We start from the raw sequence: 17,345 nt of genomic DNA on the forward strand, positions 1-17,345 counted from the left end.
TGCCGGCCTCCGCATGGGTGAATTCGGGGTTGCGGAAGAGCGGTGTACGGTGCCGCGGGGGCAAGACAACACATGTCGACGAGCAGCATTGAAAAAACATTGTCCGTGCGCCAGCGCCTGTTGTCGCTCAGCGTCGCGGCGATCATCGGCTTCGGCTCCGTGATTGTTGTCGGCTGGTATCAGAACAGCCAGGTCAACACCGCCCTCGACCGCGCCAACACCATCCAGACCAGCGTCGGCATCGTCAACGAAATGCGGACCGCCAATCTCGAGCTCGTGCTGGCGGCGATGGACACGATCATAGACCGCGACGAGAAGACGATCCAGCCCGAACGGATGCAGACCATCCAGGCCTCGATCAGCACCCTTTCCGACGGTCGGCAGATCCTGCGCGATCTCGCAGCAGACCTCGGCGCGGAAGCGCTCGTCGGCACCTACGAAGCCGATCTCAAGCAATTGCAACAGGCCATCGCCGTCGATCTGAAATCCATGGTCGAGAAGGGCGCGCCCGTCGAGGAATATGGCAAGCTCGATGACGCAGTCGACGGCGCCGGCGCGCGCATGGGCGCGGTTCTGAAAACCCTGTCCACCGACGGCGGCAAGCTGGTGGTGAAAAGTGTCGCCGACGCCGAGGCGATCTCGAGTTCGGCGCTGCTTTATCAGCTGGCCTTCGGCCTCATCGCCCTGCTGACCATGACGGCGCTGCAGAAATACCATGGCGGATCGCTGCGCCGCGGCATCTCCGCCGTCCGCCAGAGCATGCAGCAGATCGTCGATGGCGACACGACGAGGCCGGTCTCCGAAACCAGCCGCGGCGACGAAATCGGCGACATGGCGCGCGCCACGGAAGTCTTCCGCCTGGCAGCCGTCGAGAAGCTGTCGCTGGAGCAGCAGGCGGACAACAATCGCCGCCGCGACGAAAGCGAGCAGAAAATCCGCGATGCCGAACGGCGTGCCGAAGAAAAGGCCATCAAGGCGGTCGTCGATGCGCTGGCGAATGCGCTGAACCGTCTTTCCGAAGGCGATGTCACCGTCAGCATCGACAATCCGTTCCGCACCGATTTCGAACAGCTGCGCGCCGACTTCAACCGGACGACCGCGCGGCTTCGCCAGGTGCTGATCGAAATCCGCGAAAACGGCACCTCGATCGAGGCAAACAGCCGTCAGATGCGTGTCTCCGCCGACGATCTCGCCCGCCGCACGGAGCAGCAGGCCGCATCCCTGGAGGAAACCTCGGCCGCGCTCGACCAGATCACCGCCACCGTCCGCAGCGCCACGGTTCGCGCCGAAGAGGCGAGCCACATGGTAGACGAGATCAAGCGCGATTCGGAAAAGTCCGACAAGATCGTCAGCGACGCGATGGCGGCCATGGAGCGCATCGAGGATGCCTCGCGGGAAATCGGCAAGATCATCAACGTCATCGACGAAATCGCCTTCCAGACCAATCTTCTCGCCCTCAATGCCGGTGTCGAGGCCGCCCGCGCCGGCGAAGCCGGCAAGGGTTTCGCCGTCGTCGCCCAGGAAGTGCGTGAACTCGCCGGCCGCGCCGCAACGGCTGCCAAGGACATCAAGACGCTGGTCGGCAAATCCAGCACCGAAGTCAACAGCGGCGTGCAGCTGGTCACTGCCACCGGCGAATCCCTGAACAAGATGGGCGAGAACGTGCTGCGCATCAACGACCACGTGCAGTCGATCGTCACTTCCGCGCGCGAGCAGTCCGTCGGGCTTTCGGAAATCAACACCGCCGTCAGCCAGATGGACCAGGCGACGCAGAAGAATGCCGCCATGGTCGAAGAGACCAACGCCGCCAGCCACACCCTGGCCAGCGATGCGGAAAACCTGGCCCACCTGATCGGCCAGTTCAATATCGGCGGCGGAGCTTCCTCCGCACAGATGCCGCGACCGGCCACCGCCGCCTCGCGTCCGACACCGTCCCCCGCAAAGGCCCTGCTCAACAGGGTTGCGGGGACTTTCAGCAACGGCAATGCCGCCCGCAAGCCCGCGCCTGCGGCGGTCAGCGAAGAATGGGAAGAGTTCTGATCATGTCCAACGCCATCAAGCAGTCGGGAGCCTATCTCGAAATCGTATCGTTCCACCTCGGCGACCAGGAATTCTGCATCGACATCATGGCCATCCGCGAGATCCGCGGCTGGGCACCGGTGACGCCGATGCCGCATACCCCGCCCTACGTGCTCGGCCTCATCAACCTGCGCGGCGCGGTGATCCCGGTCATCGACATGGCCTGCCGCCTCGGCATGAAGATGACCGAGCCGTCCGAGCGCTCGGCGATCATCGTCACCGACATCGCCGGCAAGCTCGTCGGCCTGCTGGTCGAACAGGTCTCCGACATGATGACCATCCGCAGCGAAGACCTGCAGCCGGCGCCGGAAATCATTCCGGAAGCCCAGCGCGCCTTCTGCCGCGGCATCGTCGCCCTGGAAAAGACCATGGTCTGCTTCCTCAACCTCGACACGGTCATCGCCGACGAGCTGGCGCAAGCCGCTTAAAAAGCCTTCCTGCAGACCTTCCCGGTCAGCCGCCTCGTCCTCGACGGGGCGGCCGAAGGCGTTTGCGGGACAGGCATGCCGAAATTCCTTGCCAATTGGTTAAGACCCGCGGAACAACCTCAGGTTCCGCGCGTTTCATCGGTTGACTCCGCTCGAACCGGCAAGGACCACGGTCATGAAGACCATCTCTGCAGCGCTTTCCGTCCTACTCACCCTTTCCGCCGCCGGCGGAAGCGCGCACGCGGCCGATCCCAAGGGTCCGAGGCTGGGGGCAGCGATAGCGGATCAGACCATACCGGGCACGGATGCCATGACGACGGGCTCGATTGCGCCTACCCTTTTCAGCGTCATCTTCGTTGCCGATCTCGACCGCAACGACCCGAAGCGCCGATTGATCGAACAGAGGGCGCAGAACCTTGTCGAGGTCAACAGGGCGCGAAAAGTTCTGAACGACGATCCGCTGGCGGTAGCGCAACTGCGCGACCAGAATATTGACGTGATCAACGTCATTGCCGTCGGCCAGGATAGCGATGGATCGAACGTGTTTTATGTCGAATAGGAAAGATCACATGCCCCGGACGCGAACGGCGTCCAGGGCTGTGATTGGTGCTGACGGATGGGGTTGAACCACCAGGCCAATGGGGCAAGACAAGAACAGGTCGCGAAAACAGAACAACTTTAGCACGACATGCCGGTGTCCAGCCGCAGTTTGCATCAGTATGAATTGCAGGAAAAGAACAGCGGCGATGAAAAATTCGTGATTTCGAAGCCGTTGCGCGACCATTTTTGGTTCGAACGCTGCGGCGGCCCTCAGGGCTTGCCGTTTTTCCATTCCACCGGCTGATTGTAGAGCGGTATGGTCGAAATCGCCATCTTGGCGGAGCCATCCGTGAGTTCGCGGGTATGAACCAGATAGATCAGCGTGTCGTTGGTCTTGTCGTAGATGCGGTTGACGACCAGCGATTTCCAGATCAGCGACATGCCTTCGCGAAACACCTCCTCGCCATCCTTCGACAGGTCGATGTTGCCGATGGTGATCGGCCCCGTCTGGCGGCAGGCGATGGAGTTGTTGGAGGGATCTTCGAACCAGTTGCCGTTCTTCAGGCGATCGATGATGCCGCGCTCGAAATAGGTGACATGGCAGGTCACGCCGGAAATCTTCGGATCCGCCACCGCTTCGACGATGATATCGTTGCCGATCCAGTCGACGCCGACCTCTCCCACCACTTCCGCCCGGGCGGGAAGAGCAAGGCAAACCAGCGAAGCGAACGCAACGGCAACGCGGCGAAAAACTATTCCCATGAACGGCCCCTCCTTATCGGTGACGCCCTGTAGATAGGCATGGGCCACGGCAATGCAAGAAGGTCAACCTCCCGAGACGATCGCATACGGAATGAAGGGATGCCGCCTGCCCCCTTCTCCCCTCGGGGAGAAGGCCGCGGCAGCGGGATGAAGGGGTGTCACACGGCAAAACCTGCACTCCTGGCCTCCCCCTCATCCGACCCTTCGGACCACCTTCTCTCCGCGGGGAGAAGGGGAAAGGCGAAACCACGCCAAAAGCGATCGCCACAAATGCCAAAAACCTCAGCCGCCGATGAGGGCCAGCCACTCGTCTTCGTCCATCGTCTGGATGCCGAGTTCCGCCGCCTTGGCGAGCTTGGAGCCGGCGCCCGGTCCGGCGACAAGAATATCGGTCTTCTTCGATACCGAACCGGCCACCTTGGCGCCCAGGCGCTCGGCATTGGCCTTCGCCTCCTCCCGCGTCATCTTTTCCAGCGAGCCGGTGAACACCACTGTCTTGCCGGTAACCGGACTGCCCGTCGTGGCCGGTTGTTCCGCCGTCTGGGGCGTCACTTCCGCAATCAGCTTGCCGATGACCTCGGTGTTGCGCGGCTCCTTGAAGAATTCGACGATGGCGCGCGCCACGACCTCGCCGATGCCCTCGATATTGTTGAGATCGGTCCAGGCATCGCCGCTGAAGTCGGCTGCCTCCGCCATCGCCGCCTGCAGCGCTTCATAGGTGCCGTAGGAGCGCGCCAGGAGCTTGGCGGTGGTTTCGCCGACATGGCGGATGCCGAGCGCATAGATGAACCGGTGCAGCGCGATGCTGCGCCGTTCGTCGATCGCATCGTATAACTTGCGCACGCTGACCTTGCCGAAACCGTCGATGTTTTCGAGCTTTGTGAGCGAAGCCTCCTGCCGGCGTTTCAGCGTGAAGATGTCGGGGGCGGTGCGGATCGACAAAGCCGGATCGTCCGCCTCGAAGAAGAAATCGACCTGCTTTGCGCCCAGCCCTTCGATATCGAAAGCATTGCGCGAGACGAAATGTTTCAGATGTTCCGTCGCCTGCGCCCGGCAGACGAAACCGCCGGTGCAGCGTGTCACCGAATCGAGCTTGCCGGTCTTTTCATTGCGTTCGCGCACCGCGTGGCTGCCGCACACCGGGCAGCGCTTCGGGAAATCATAACGCGCGGCATCTGCCGACCGCTTCTCCATCACCACATCCAGCACCTGCGGGATGACGTCGCCGGCGCGCTGGACGATCACCGTGTCGCCGATGCGGATATCGTGCCCTTCCTCGCGGATGCGCTCGCCGCCGTTGCCGATGCCCTCGATGTAATCGGCATTGTGCAGCGTCGCATTGGTCACCACCACGCCGCCGACGGTCACCGGCGTCAGCCGCGCGACGGGTGTCATCGCCCCGGTGCGGCCGACCTGGATGTCGATGCCCTCGACGGTGGTAAATGCCTGCTCGGCCGGGAACTTGTGCGCCGTCGCCCAGCGCGGGCTGCGCGAGCGGAAACCGAGACGCTCCTGCAGCGCCAGCTGGTCGACCTTGTAGACGACGCCGTCGATGTCGTAGTCGAGGCCGGGCCGGGCCAGGCCGATCTCGTGATAATGCGCCAGGATCTCCTCGACGGAGCTGAGCCGCTTCATCATCGGATTAACGGGAAACCCCCAGTCCTTGAACACCTGCACCATGCCGAACTGCGTATCCGCCGGCATTTCTGACATTTCGCCCCAGGCATAAGCGAAGAACCGCAGCTTGCGGCTCGCCGTCACCTTGGCGTCGAGCTGGCGCAGCGATCCCGCCGCGGTGTTGCGCGGGTTGACGTAGGTCTGCTTGCCCTCGGCGACCATCTGCTCGTTGAGGGCCAGGAAGTCGCTTTTCGCCATGTAGACTTCGCCGCGGATTTCCACGACGTCGGGCGCGCCAGCCGGCAGGACGTTGGGGATCTCCCGGATGGTTTTGATGTTTTCCGTGACGTTCTCGCCCGTCGTGCCGTCGCCGCGGGTGGCGGCATTCACCAGCCTGCCGCCCTCGTAGCGGATCGACATCGACAGCCCGTCGATCTTCGGTTCGGCGGTAAAGGCAATCGAACCGTCCGGAAGCCGGCCGAGGAAACGATAGACGGAACCGATGAAATCGCGCACGTCCTCGTCGGAAAACGTGTTGTCGAGCGACAGCATCGGCCGCGAATGGGTGATCGGTGCGAAGGTCGGCAACGGCGCCGCCCCGACGTGCAGGGAGGGGCTGTCGGCCCGCAAAAGCTCCGGAAACCGCTGCTCGATCTCCTCGTTGCGGCGCTTCAGCCCGTCATAGTCGGCATCGCTGATCTCCGGCGCATCCTTGCCGTGATAGAGCTCGTCGTGATGGGCGATCTCTTTTGCCAGACGCTCCAGCTCGGCTGCGGCCTGCTCGGGCGTCAGGTCTTCGACGGCGATGGTTTCGGTCGGCATGGGGTCTCACTCCGGACAATCTGGAAAGGTTTTAGAGCAAAATTCTGCGATTGAAAGGGAGCCGCCGGCAATTGCAAAGGATGATGCCGCGGCGCACCGCGAACGCCTAGCCGCCGCCCGAAAGCAGGCGTTTTGCCGCCGCACGCGCCTCATCCGTGACAGAAGCGCCGGCCAGCATCCGGGCGATCTCCTCGGTGCGGTCCGAAGGCGCCATGGTGGCGACGCGTGTGGCGATCTTGTCGGAATTGCCGCCGGCCGGTCCCTTCGAGATGAGGAAATGCGTGGCGGCGCGGGCCGCCACCTGCGGCGCATGCGTCACGGAGAGAACCTGCACCCGTGCGGAAAGCCGCTTCAGCCGCTGGCCGATGGCATCGGCCACCGCCCCGCCGACGCCAGTGTCAATTTCGTCGAAGACGAGCGTCGGCGCCGAGCCGCGATCGGCGAGCGCCACCTTCAGCGCCAGCAGGAAGCGCGACAGCTCGCCACCCGACGCCACCTTCATGATCGGCCCGGGACGCGTGCCGGGATTGGTCTGGACATGGAATTCGACGACATCGATTCCCTCGGCCGTGCCCTCTTCGGGATCGGTGGTGATCTCGACCATGAAGCGCGCCCGCTCCAGCTTCAACGCCGGCAGTTCGGCCATGACAGCGGCCGCAAGCGCCTCCGCCGCATGGCGTCGCTTGTCCGAAAGCGCACGGGCCGCCGTATCGAAAACCTGCTTCGCCTCGCCCAGCAATTTGTCCAGTTGCGCCAGCCGCTCCTCGCCGGCATCGAGCTCGGCCAGGTCGGCGATCATCTTCACGGCCAGTGCCGGCAAGTCGGTCACGGGGACGGAATATTTGCGTGACGCAGCGCGCAGCGAAAACAGCCGCTCCTCGACGCGCTCCAGCTCCCGCGGATCGAACTCGGTGCGCCGCAGGGCGGCCTCGACTTCCATCTGGGCGTTGGACAGCTGGTCGAGCGCCGCATCGAGCAGCGCTACCGTCTCTTCCAGCAGGCCCGGCGCCTCGTGGCTCTTGCGCTCCAGCCGCCGCACCAGCGAGGCGATATGCGGCACGGGCGAGGCATTGCCGTTCAGGAATTCGCTGGCTTCGGAAATGTCGCCGGCAATGCGCTCGGATTTCTGCATCCGGGCGCGACGTTCGGCGAGTTCCTCCTCCTCGCCGTCCTTCGGCGCAAGCACCTCCAGCTCCTCGACCGAGGAGCGCAGGTAATCCGCTTCGCGCGCCGCATTTTCCACCTTTTCGCGGTGTTTTCGCAGGCTGCGCTCGGCGTCCTTCCAGCTGCGGTAAAAGCCCGCAACCGCCACCGCCTCGTCGCTGAGACCGGCGAAGGCATCGAGAAGAAGACGGTGGGCATTGGTATCGACCAGAGCGCGGTCGTCATGTTGGCCGTGGATTTCCACCAGCATCTGGCCCGCCTGGCGCATCAGCTGCACACTGACCGGCTGGTCGTTGATATAGGCCTTGGTGCGTCCGTCCGCCGATTGCTGCCGCCGGAAGATCAGGTCGCCGTCGTCGTCGAAACCGTTGTCCCGCACCAGCTTGCGCACGGCGTGATCCGCCGGCACGTCGAAGACGGCCGTCACCTGGCCCTTGTCTTCGCCATGGCGGACGAGGCCGCCGTCACCGCGGCCGCCAAGCGCCAGCGACAGGCTGTCGAGCAGGATGGATTTGCCGGCGCCGGTTTCGCCGGTCAGCACGGAAAGCCCCGTCTCGAAGGCCAGATCCAGCCGTTCGATCAAGACGATATCGCGGATCGACAACTGAACGAGCATCGGCTTTCAGGTCTCAGGTTCCAAGCAGAATTCGCTTGCCGGCGCGCGCTATCCAGGAACCGCTGTTTTCACGCGGCGCCACGCCACCGCTCTGCAGCAGCTTGAAGCTGTCGGCATACCACTGGCTGTCCGGATAGTTGTGACCGAGAACGGCGGCGGCGGTTTGCGCCTCCTGCACGATGCCCATGGCGTAATAGGCCTCGACCAGACGCGCCAGCGCCTCTTCCACCTGGTTGGTGTTCGGGAACTGCTCGACCACGACGCGGAAGCGCGAAATCGCCGCCAGATATTCCTTGCGTTCCAGGTAATAACGGCCGATCTGCATTTCCTTGCCGGCAAGCTGGTCGCGGGCAAAGCGGATTTTCGCCTGCGCGTCGTCGACATATTCCGACTTCGGATAGTCGTTGACGACCTTCAGCATGGCTTCGATGGTCTTGGCGGCAGCGCGCTGGTCCTGCGTCACGTCGACGATCTGCTTGGAATAGGAAAGACCGATCAGATACTGCACATAGGCGGCATCTGCGGAATGCGGAAACTGGTTCATGTAGCGCGTACCGGCCGTCACCGCTTCGTCGTACTGCGTCTGGCGATACTTGACGAAGGTCGACATGACCAGCGCCTTGCGCGACCAGTCGGTGAACGGATGCTCGCGATCAATCGCATCGAACTTGCGTCCGGCTTCGTTGATGTTGCCGGCCTTGAGGTTGGCAAGACCCTGATTGTAGAGCACTTCCGGCGGATCGGTTTCGACGCCGAGCTTGGTGATGTCGATGTCGGGGTCCGTCTGGCACCCGGCCACGAGGGCTCCCGTGCCGACAAACAGCAAGGACGCGACCACAATTCTTGCTGCCTTCTTCATCATCAAAGACCCCGCACTATCCATCTGGACAAATCCCACTTGTCGTCGCGACCGCGAAACGCCGCCCCTTGCTGGCGTTTCTAGCCACAAAAGCATCCCGAGAGCAACGCAATGATGTGGCATTAACGCATTTTTATGGCAAAATCGATCATCGCGCCATTTCTTCACTCATCGCAAGGCCCGGAAAAGATTTGCGAATCGGAAACGAGCCTCAAACCGCGCATCCCGCGGCCCCAAAACAAAAGGCCGCCCCGAGGGACGGCCGTTCAAACAGTGTTAAGAATGCTTATGCGGACCAGGGCGCAAATTCCGGCGCATTGATCGCGATGAAATCACGCGCGCCGACGCGCTGGCGCGGCATGCGGGTTTCCACCACTTCATAGGCGGTCGGATCGCTGAGCAACGCCTTCAGGGCATTGGCGTTCATCTTGTGGCCGCCGCGGTAGGAGCGGTAGCAGCCGATGAACTGCGCACCGGCAAGCGCCAGGTCGCCGACGGCGTCCAGCGCCTTGTGGCGCACAAACTCGTCATGGCGGTAACGCAGGCCTTCCATGTTGATGACCGTATCGTCGTCGGAGATGACGACGGAATTTTCGAGCGAAGAGCCCAGCGCGTAGCCGGCAGCCCAGAGCCGCTCGACATCCCGCATGAAACCGAAGGTGCGGGCACGGGAAAGCTCGTCGCGGAACACCTGCGCGGTCAGGTCGCCCTTCCACATCTGCCGTCCGATCAACGGCGTTTCGAAATCGATCTCGATCTCGAAACGGGTGCCGTCATAGGGGCGGAATTCCGACCAGGAACCGCCAGCCTCGATACGCACCGGCTTGACGACGCGGATGTAGCGGCGCTTGACGCCGAGCGCCCGCGTGCCGGTCTGCTCGATCGCTTCGATGAAGGCCTGGGAACTGCCGTCCATGATCGGCATCTCGGCGCCGTGAACCTCGACCAGCAGATTGTCGATGCCCATGGCGTAAAGTGCGGCCATGACATGTTCGACGGTCGCGATCGAGTGATTCGGCATCCGGCCGAGCACCGTGCAGAGATCCGTATTGCCGACCTGCGACGACACCGCCCGCACTTCGGCGACAACCGTGTCATCCTGCATGCGCTGGAAAACGATGCCCGTATCCGCTTCGGCGGGATGGAAGGTAATCGATACCGGAGCCCCCGAATGAACACCGATACCCGCCAGGCTGATACTATCGGCAATCGTGGTCTGAAACCCCAGCAATCCTATTGGCATAAATTTCCGCCTTCTCATTCGCCATTCCGGGACACTCCAAACGAGATCACCGGGCCGGCTTCAATATCAACGCGGCGCTGAAAGCAGCCGCTTCAAGGCCCATTCATACGGATCGACGGGCGACATTCAAATCACTGTTTCTTTCGATTTGTAACGAAAGCAACCGAATGAAAACAAAGAGAAATTCGTCACGGCAGGAAGGCGTTGAAACACAAATGCCCGGGCTTGCGGCCCGGGCATCGAATCTGTGTGGCGATGCGGCGATCAGTTGGACTGGCGGCGCAGGAATGCCGGGATTTCCAGCTGGTCTTCCTCGCCATGCGAACGGCTCTGGGCAACCGGACGGCCATGGTCGTCGAGCTGGCCGCGGCGCGGCGCATAGAGGCTTGCTTCCGGCGACAGCGGGCGGCGCTGCTGCGAGGCAGCACTCGGCGCGGACGCCGTCATGTCGGCCGTTACCTGGTCCTCTTCCTCGCGACGGCCGAGCGAATTGGTGATTCGCTTCAACAGGCCCATCGGGCCGCGCTCTTCCGTCGACTGGGCCGGCGCGACGCGGTGGTCCATTTCGGCCTTCACGACCGGCGGGAAGTCCTCGACCTTCGGCATGCGAACATGCTGTTCGGCGGCCGGGCGGATGATCGGGGCCATCGGCTCCTGGCGCAGGACCGGCTGGGCCTGGGCGATCGGCTGGCTGATAATCGGAGCGGAAGCCGGCGCGTGAACGACCGGCTGCTGGACCTGGACCGGGGCAGCGCGGGTTACCATCGGGGTTTCGGCCGGAGCCGCACCAGCGAAGAGCTTGCTCTGCGGACGGAAGGCGTCTTCGACCTGGGCAACCGGCTGGCTTGCGACCGGCTGCTGCATCTGCGTGGACTGCATGGAGATTTCCAGCTCGCGCTCCATCTGCACTTCGGCGGCACGGATGGTCTGCGCGATCGGATCGACGGCGGTCTTGGGGGCCTGCATCGTTGCGGCAGGCTGGACTGCGGCCGGTGCCGGAGCAACGGCCGCGGACGGACGGATAATCGGCTTGGAAACCTGGCGGAAGTCGACATTGCCGTCGCCGCCGGCCTGGTTGAGTGCACGGTCGATGCCGGTGGCGACGACGGAGACGCGGATGATGCCTTCGAGCGATTCGTCGAAGGTGGCGCCGAGGATGATGTTGGCGTCCGGATCGACTTCCTCGCGGATGCGGGTCGCGGCTTCGTCGACTTCGAACAGGGTAAGGTCACGGCCGCCGGTGATCGAGATCAACAGGCCCTGAGCACCCTTCATCGAGGTTTCGTCGAGCAGCGGGTTGGCGATCGCGGCTTCGGCGGCCTGCATGGCGCGGCCCGAACCGGAGGCTTCACCGGTGCCCATCATCGCGCGGCCCATTTCGCGCATGACCGAACGGACGTCGGCGAAGTCGAGGTTGATGAGACCTTCCTTCACCATCAGGTCGGTGATGCAGGCGACGCCCGAATAGAGAACCTGGTCGGCCATGGCAAAGGCGTCGGCGAAGGTCGTCTTGTCGTTGGCGATGCGGAAGAGATTCTGGTTCGGGATGACGATCAGGGTATCGACCGACTTCTGCAGTTCCTGGATGCCCTGCTCGGCCAGACGCATGCGGCGGGCGCCTTCGAAGTGGAAGGGCTTGGTGACGACGCCGACCGTGAGGATGCCCTTGTTGCGGGCGGCCTGCGCGACGACCGGGGCAGCACCGGTGCCGGTGCCGCCGCCCATGCCGGCGGTGACGAAGCACATATGCGTGCTGTTCAGGTGATCGACGATCTCGTCGATGCATTCTTCAGCGGCGGCGCGGCCGACTTCCGGCTGCGAACCGGCGCCGAGACCTTCGGTGACATTGACCCCGAGCTGGATGACGCGATCCGACTTGGTCATGGTCAGCGCCTGGGCGTCCGTGTTGGCGACGACGAAATCGACGCCCTGGAGGCCGGCGGTGATCATGTTGTTGACAGCATTGCCGCCGCCACCACCGACGCCGAATACGGTGATCCGAGGTTTCAGCTCGGTGATGTCTGGCTTTTGCAGCTTGATGGTCATTTACCCGTTCCTTCTCTATTCGGCCGCAATCGCCACGCCGGCCAATTTATTACATTAGTGTTTCCACCTTGCCCGGAGCCGGTGTCCCCCTCCGGGCAAGACGTCAGAAGCTTTCCTTCAGCCATTGACCCATGCGGGCGATCCGGCTGGTGTTTCCGGCAAAGGACGAGAGCAGACCGCCCGTTGCCGCATGTGTTTCCATTTCCGCGACCTGCGGGTAGATCATCAGACCTACCGCCGTCGAAAAAGCCGGGCCCTTGGCCGCCGTCGGCAGGCCGGAGACGCCCATCGGCCGGCCGATGCGGACGTTGCGGGCGAGGATGCGCCTCGCCGCTTCCGAAAGACCGGTCAGCTGGCTGGCGCCGCCCGTCAGAACGACGCGCTTGCCGACGATCGGGCTGAAACCCGAACGCTGGATGCGGTCGCGGATCAGTTCCAGTGTTTCCTCGATACGGGCCCGGACGATGCGCGAGACAAGCGCCCGCGGCACCTGCGTCGGCTGGTCGCGATCGTCCTCGCCGATCGGCGGGATCGAGACGATGTCGCGCTCGTCGCCGGCATTCGGCAGCGCCGAGGCGTGAACCACCTTCAGGCGCTCGGCATCCTCGATGCGGGTCGACAGGCCGCGCGCCAGGTCGGTCGTCACATGATGGCCGCCGAGGCTGACCGCGTCGGTGTGCACCAGGCGGCCTTCGGCAAAGACGGAGATCGTCGTGGTGCCGCCGCCCATGTCGATGGCGGCGCAGCCCAGCTCGACCTCGTCCTCGACCAGCGCCGCAAGGCCGCTGGCATAAGGCGTCACCACGATGCCCTCGACGGAGAGATGCGCCCGGTTGATGCAGAGCTCGAGGTTTTTCAGCGCGGCGCGCTCGGCCGTCACCACATGCATGTCGACGCCAAGGACGTCGCCATACATCGACAGCGGATCGCGGATGCCGCGCTCGCCGTCGAGCGAGAAGCCGGTCGGCAGCGAATGCAGCACGGCGCGGTCCTGGCGGATCGACTGCTGGCAGGCGGCGGTCAAAACGCGCTTCAGATCGTTCGATTCGACTTCCTGGCCACCGAGATCGATGGTCGCGGTATAGATGTCGCTGGCGATGCGGCCGGCGGAAACGTTGACGATCAGGCTGTCGACGGTCAGGCCGGCCATGCGCTCGGCGGCATCGACGGCCAGCCGCACGACGCTCTCGACCGCTTCCAGATCGGCGATGACGCCGGCCTTGATGCCGCGGGAGCGCTGGTGGCCGATACCGATCACCTCGATATTGTGGGTGCGGTTCGGCAGCATCTGGCTTTCTTCGCGCGGCGTCAGCCGGCCGATCATGCAGACGACCTTGGTCGATCCGATATCAAGCACGGAAACGATATGCGTCCGCTTCGAGGACAGTGGCTTCAGGCGTGGCAGGCCGAAATGCGAGGATCCGAAGAGGCTCATATCTGCTTCTCCCTTTCCGCTTTCTTCACGGCCTTGTCGCGCGCTTCGACGACGGCCTGGCGGCGGGCGGCGGCTTCCGGCGTCAGCTGGATGGTGGTGCGGTCCTGCAGGCGCAGGTCGATGGCGGCGATGTCGCGCTCCAAAAGGTTCTGCTCGGCATCGAGACGGGTCAGTTCCTGCATCGCCCGCTGCACGTCGGTTTCCGGCAGCTTGACGACGACGCCGTTGTCGAGATGCAGGTCCCAGCGGCGACCGGCGACACGCACGAAAGCCTTGACGCGCGTCTTGAGGTCGGGCCAGCCGGCGAACTGCTCCTCGAAATCGACGGCGGCGGCTTCCGCATCCTGGCCGACGAACAGCGGCAGCGCCGTGAACTTGTTGTCGCGCAGCGGCGCGATGACGCTGCCGTTCTTCTCGATCAGCGACAGTTCGGAGCCGTGCTGCCATATGGCATAGGCTTCCCGCTCCTTGAGCGTGACCTCGATGGTGCGCGGATAGACCTTGCGGACAGCGACGGTCTCGACCCAGGGCAGATGCGCCAGCTTTTCACGGGCGACACCGATGTCGAGGGCGACCAGCGAGGTGGTGCCGTCGAGGCCCAGCAACTGCAGGATGTCGATTTCCGACGTCTCGTTGTTGCCCGACACCTTGACGTCCTCGATGGCGAAACCGAAGGCCGTCGTGGTCGATTGGGCGAAAGAATAGGTATAGCCGCCGACCGACATGCCATAGAGGCCGGTCGCGGCATAAAAGGCCACGGCGGAAATCGTGCCGGTATGCGCCGGGATATGAACCCGGCCGCTCGCCAGGTTCACCAGGAAGCGCGCCATGCGGCGAAACGGCCGCGGCAGCACCAGCCGGCCGTCCGGATCCGCAGCAGGCAACGGCAACCGTGCACCCCGCAACCTTCTTGCTTTCCTGCCAATCACCGCAAACACGACGCGTCCTCCACCATCCAACGGAGAAATTCACCAAAGGAAAGGCCGGCATGAGCGGCCATTTCGGGCACCAGCGACGTAGGGGTCATGCCCGGCTGGGTGTTGATTTCCAGCCAGATGACTTCGCCATCCTTGGAGAAACGGTCATCGAAACGGAAGTCCGAGCGGCTAACCCCGCGGCACCCGATCGCCTGATGCGCCTTGAGGGCCAATGATTGTATTGTTTGGTAAATATTTGGTGAAATTTCCGCCGGAATGACATGCCGCGAACCACCCTCGGCATATTTGGCGTCGTAGTCGTAGAAGTCGTGACTGAGCGGAATGATCTCGGTGACGCCGAGCGGCGTGTCGCCCATGACGCCGCAGGTAAGCTCGCGGCCATGGATGTACCGCTCCACCATCACCGCTTCGCCATAGCGCCATTCAGATGAGGACAGGACCTGCGGCGGATGCGAGCGATCCTCCTGGACGATGACGACGCCGAAGGACGAGCCTTCGCGCACCGGCTTGACCACGTAAGGCGGCTTCATCGGATGTTCGTTGCCGATCTCGAAGCGGGTCATGACGCGCGCTTCGGCGACCGGGATGCCGGCAGCCTTCGCCACCAGCTTTGCCTGCCCCTTGTCCATTGCCAGCGCGGAAGCCAGAACGCCGGAATGCGTATAGGGAATTTCGAGATATTCGAGGATGCCCTGGATGCTGCCGTCCTCGCCGTAGGGACCGTGCAGGGCGTTGAAGACGACGTCCGGGCGCAGGTCGGCAAGCACCGACGCAACATTGCGATCGACATCGACCCGCGTGACGCGGAAACCTTCGGCCTCCAGCGCGTCGGCGCATGCCGTTCCCGAAGACAGGCTGACAGGCCTCTCCGAGGAAAATCCGCCCATCAGGACAGCCACATGCTTGCCGCTCATTCATGCCCCCAAATCAATTGACCGTTGTTGCCCGTCACAGGGTGTTCGCCCGAGAATCCGACAACTTCGTGCCACGCCCTACTAAAACGCCATTAAGGTTAATGAAGTGTTTACTTTGGTTAACCAAATGGCTCGGAAGGCGAATTTTTCTTTTCGCGAATCAAATCGCCCTTGCCGATTCCGCGCTTAGAATCAGAGCCTTGCGGCATTCGCAAGACATGGCATGTCACAGCCGTGATAAAAGCGATCAACGGGCAATGCCGCCCTGCCCGTCACCGCGGAGCCCGCAGGCCGGGGCGATTCGGCTGCCCGATTCGGGACAGAATTCGGGAGCATCCATGAAGCAGCCCGAAATCGGGCAGCCGGACAGGTTGAAACTTTATACCAAAGCCGTATGGGCGAAATTGGCGTTTCTTGCGTTTTTGCCATTTCGCAATTCCTAAAATTGAATTAAGGAACCGATAGCCCTCCCAAGGCTGAAAAAACATTCCCGATAGGAAAAACAATGTCTGACGCGATATCCCGCATATCGCCGGCCGCTGACTCCCCGAACGATGTAAAGACAAATTCGCCTGCACGAGTTCTGATAGCCAGCCTGGTCGGCACAACGATCGAATTCTTCGATTTCTATGTCTATGCCACCGCGGCGGTTCTGGTGTTCCCGCACCTCTTCTTCCCCGCCAGCGATCCCACCTCGGCGATGCTGCAATCCTTCGCCACCTTCTCGATCGCTTTTTTCGCCCGTCCCGTCGGCGCCCTGATCTTCGGGCATTTCGGCGACCGCATCGGCCGCAAGGCGACGCTCGTCGCTGCACTGATGACCATGGGACTTTCCACCGTGCTGATCGGCCTGCTGCCCGGTTATGAGTCCGTCGGCGTGCTCGCGCCGCTGCTGCTCGCCTTGTGCCGCTTCGGCCAGGGTCTCGGCCTCGGCGGCGAATGGGGCGGCGCCGTGCTGCTCGCCACCGAAAACGCACCGCCGGAGAAACGCAGCTGGTACGCCATGTTCCCGCAGCTCGGCGCACCGATCGGCTTCATCCTGTCTGCCGGCTTCTTCCTCATCCTCTCGGAGACGATGACCAAGGACACCTTTATGAGCTACGGATGGCGCATCCCCTTCGTCGCCAGCCTGGCGCTGGTGGCCGTCGGCCTCTACGTCCGCCTCAACATCACCGAGACGCCGGAATTCCAGAAAGCGCTGGACAAGCAGGAACGGGTCGCCGTGCCGATCACGGAGATCCTCAGGTCGCACAAGCGCAGCCTGGTTCTCGGCACCTTCGTCGCCGTCGCCACCTTCGTGCTTTTCTACCTGATGACCGTGTTCACCCTGTCCTGGGGCACGACGAAGCTCGGTTATTCGCGGGAACAGTTCCTGGTGGTGCAGCTCGTCGGCGTCGTCTTCTTCGGCCTGACGATTCCGATCGCCGGCCTGCTGTCGGACCGCTTCTCGCGCCGCCGGGTGCTGATCCTGACGACCATCGGCATCGCCGTCTTCGGCCTGTTCTACTCGACGCTGCTGGAAGGCGGCATCGTCGGCGCCTTCGCCTGCTCGATCATCGGCCTGGCGCTGATGGGCTTCACCTACGGTCCGATCGGCGCAGCCCTTGCCGCTCCCTTCCCGACCGGCGTGCGCTACACCGGCGCCTCGATGACCTTCAACCTCGCCAGCATCTTCGGCGCATCGCTGGCGCCGTTCATCGCGACGTCGCTGGCGACGAGCTACAGCCTGACCTATGTCGGCTATTATCTCGCCGCAGCCGCTGCCATATCGCTGCTGTGCATCGTATTGTCGGGTCACGAAGAGATCTGATCGACACGTCTCGTTCCGGAGGGCCGCGCGAAACACCGCGCGGCCCTTTCTTTTTGTCAGGATGACGGGCAG

The 17,345-nt window shown here is 63.2% G+C and carries 13 protein-coding genes; 4 read left to right on the plus strand and 9 right to left on the minus strand.

Translation table 11 applies throughout. From position 1 onward, the window contains the following. Window positions 1-72: 72 nt before the first annotated feature. The 3 genes from DEM27_RS20415 (at window position 73) to DEM27_RS20425 (ending at window position 3,066) form a co-directional block, all read left to right on the plus strand. A complete protein-coding gene (locus tag DEM27_RS20415; RefSeq protein ID WP_109460098.1) occupies window positions 73-2,040 on the plus strand; it encodes a methyl-accepting chemotaxis protein in 1,968 nt (655 codons plus the stop codon). 2 nt (window positions 2,041-2,042) lie between these two features. Next, a complete protein-coding gene (locus tag DEM27_RS20420) occupies window positions 2,043-2,507 on the plus strand; it encodes a chemotaxis protein CheW (protein ID WP_109460099.1) in 465 nt (154 codons plus the stop codon). Window positions 2,508-2,682: 175 nt separating this feature from the next. Further along, a complete protein-coding gene (locus tag DEM27_RS20425) occupies window positions 2,683-3,066 on the plus strand; it encodes a hypothetical protein (RefSeq protein WP_109460100.1) in 384 nt (127 codons plus the stop codon). Between the two features lie 251 nt (window positions 3,067-3,317). Here DEM27_RS20425 and DEM27_RS20430 read toward each other — a convergent pair whose 3' ends face one another. The 9 genes from DEM27_RS20430 to DEM27_RS20470 all read right to left on the minus strand — a co-directional run bounded on the left by DEM27_RS20430 (window position 3,318) and on the right by DEM27_RS20470 (window position 15,463). After that, window positions 3,318-3,809: a CreA family protein gene (locus DEM27_RS20430; RefSeq protein ID WP_205908934.1), complete on the minus strand. Its 492-nt coding sequence runs from the start codon at window positions 3,807-3,809 to the stop codon at window positions 3,318-3,320. A gap of 282 nt (window positions 3,810-4,091) precedes the next feature. Then, window positions 4,092-6,248, minus strand: a complete 2,157-nt coding sequence (ligA, locus tag DEM27_RS20435) for an NAD-dependent DNA ligase LigA (protein ID WP_109460101.1) — start codon at window positions 6,246-6,248, stop codon at window positions 4,092-4,094. Between the two features lie 106 nt (window positions 6,249-6,354). After that, the gene (gene recN / locus DEM27_RS20440) at window positions 6,355-8,028 is read right to left on the minus strand and encodes a DNA repair protein RecN (protein ID WP_109460102.1); all 1,674 of its coding nucleotides are present in this window, start codon (window positions 8,026-8,028) and stop codon (window positions 6,355-6,357) included. A gap of 13 nt (window positions 8,029-8,041) precedes the next feature. Beyond that, complete coding sequence (locus DEM27_RS20445) at window positions 8,042-8,911, minus strand: outer membrane protein assembly factor BamD (RefSeq protein WP_205908935.1); 870 nt, start codon at window positions 8,909-8,911, stop codon at window positions 8,042-8,044. Between the two features lie 262 nt (window positions 8,912-9,173). Next, window positions 9,174-10,130 (minus strand): UDP-3-O-acyl-N-acetylglucosamine deacetylase, encoded by a 957-nt coding sequence (gene lpxC / locus DEM27_RS20450; protein WP_109460103.1) that lies wholly within the window; start codon window positions 10,128-10,130, stop codon window positions 9,174-9,176. A gap of 264 nt (window positions 10,131-10,394) precedes the next feature. After that, complete coding sequence (ftsZ, locus tag DEM27_RS20455) at window positions 10,395-12,176, minus strand: cell division protein FtsZ (RefSeq protein ID WP_109460104.1); 1,782 nt, start codon at window positions 12,174-12,176, stop codon at window positions 10,395-10,397. A gap of 103 nt (window positions 12,177-12,279) precedes the next feature. After that, a complete protein-coding gene (ftsA, locus tag DEM27_RS20460) occupies window positions 12,280-13,611 on the minus strand; it encodes a cell division protein FtsA (protein WP_109460105.1) in 1,332 nt (443 codons plus the stop codon). Further along, window positions 13,608-14,549, minus strand: a complete 942-nt coding sequence (locus DEM27_RS20465) for a cell division protein FtsQ/DivIB (protein ID WP_165823510.1) — start codon at window positions 14,547-14,549, stop codon at window positions 13,608-13,610. Before DEM27_RS20465 ends, ftsA begins: the two co-directional genes overlap by 4 nt. Continuing rightward, window positions 14,537-15,463 (minus strand): D-alanine--D-alanine ligase, encoded by a 927-nt coding sequence (locus DEM27_RS20470; protein WP_109460107.1) that lies wholly within the window; start codon window positions 15,461-15,463, stop codon window positions 14,537-14,539. The genes DEM27_RS20465 and DEM27_RS20470 overlap by 13 nt, the downstream gene beginning before the upstream one ends. A 505-nt stretch (window positions 15,464-15,968) precedes the next feature. On the opposite strand from DEM27_RS20470, the gene DEM27_RS20475 reads away from it, so the two are divergent. After that, entirely contained in the window at window positions 15,969-17,273 is a 1,305-nt protein-coding gene (locus DEM27_RS20475; RefSeq protein ID WP_109460108.1) for an MFS transporter, read from the plus strand. Window positions 17,274-17,345: the final 72 nt, after the last annotated feature.

The organism is Rhizobium album, from assembly GCF_003122325.1.
Taxonomy (GTDB): Bacteria; Pseudomonadota; Alphaproteobacteria; order Rhizobiales; family Rhizobiaceae; genus Metarhizobium; species Metarhizobium album.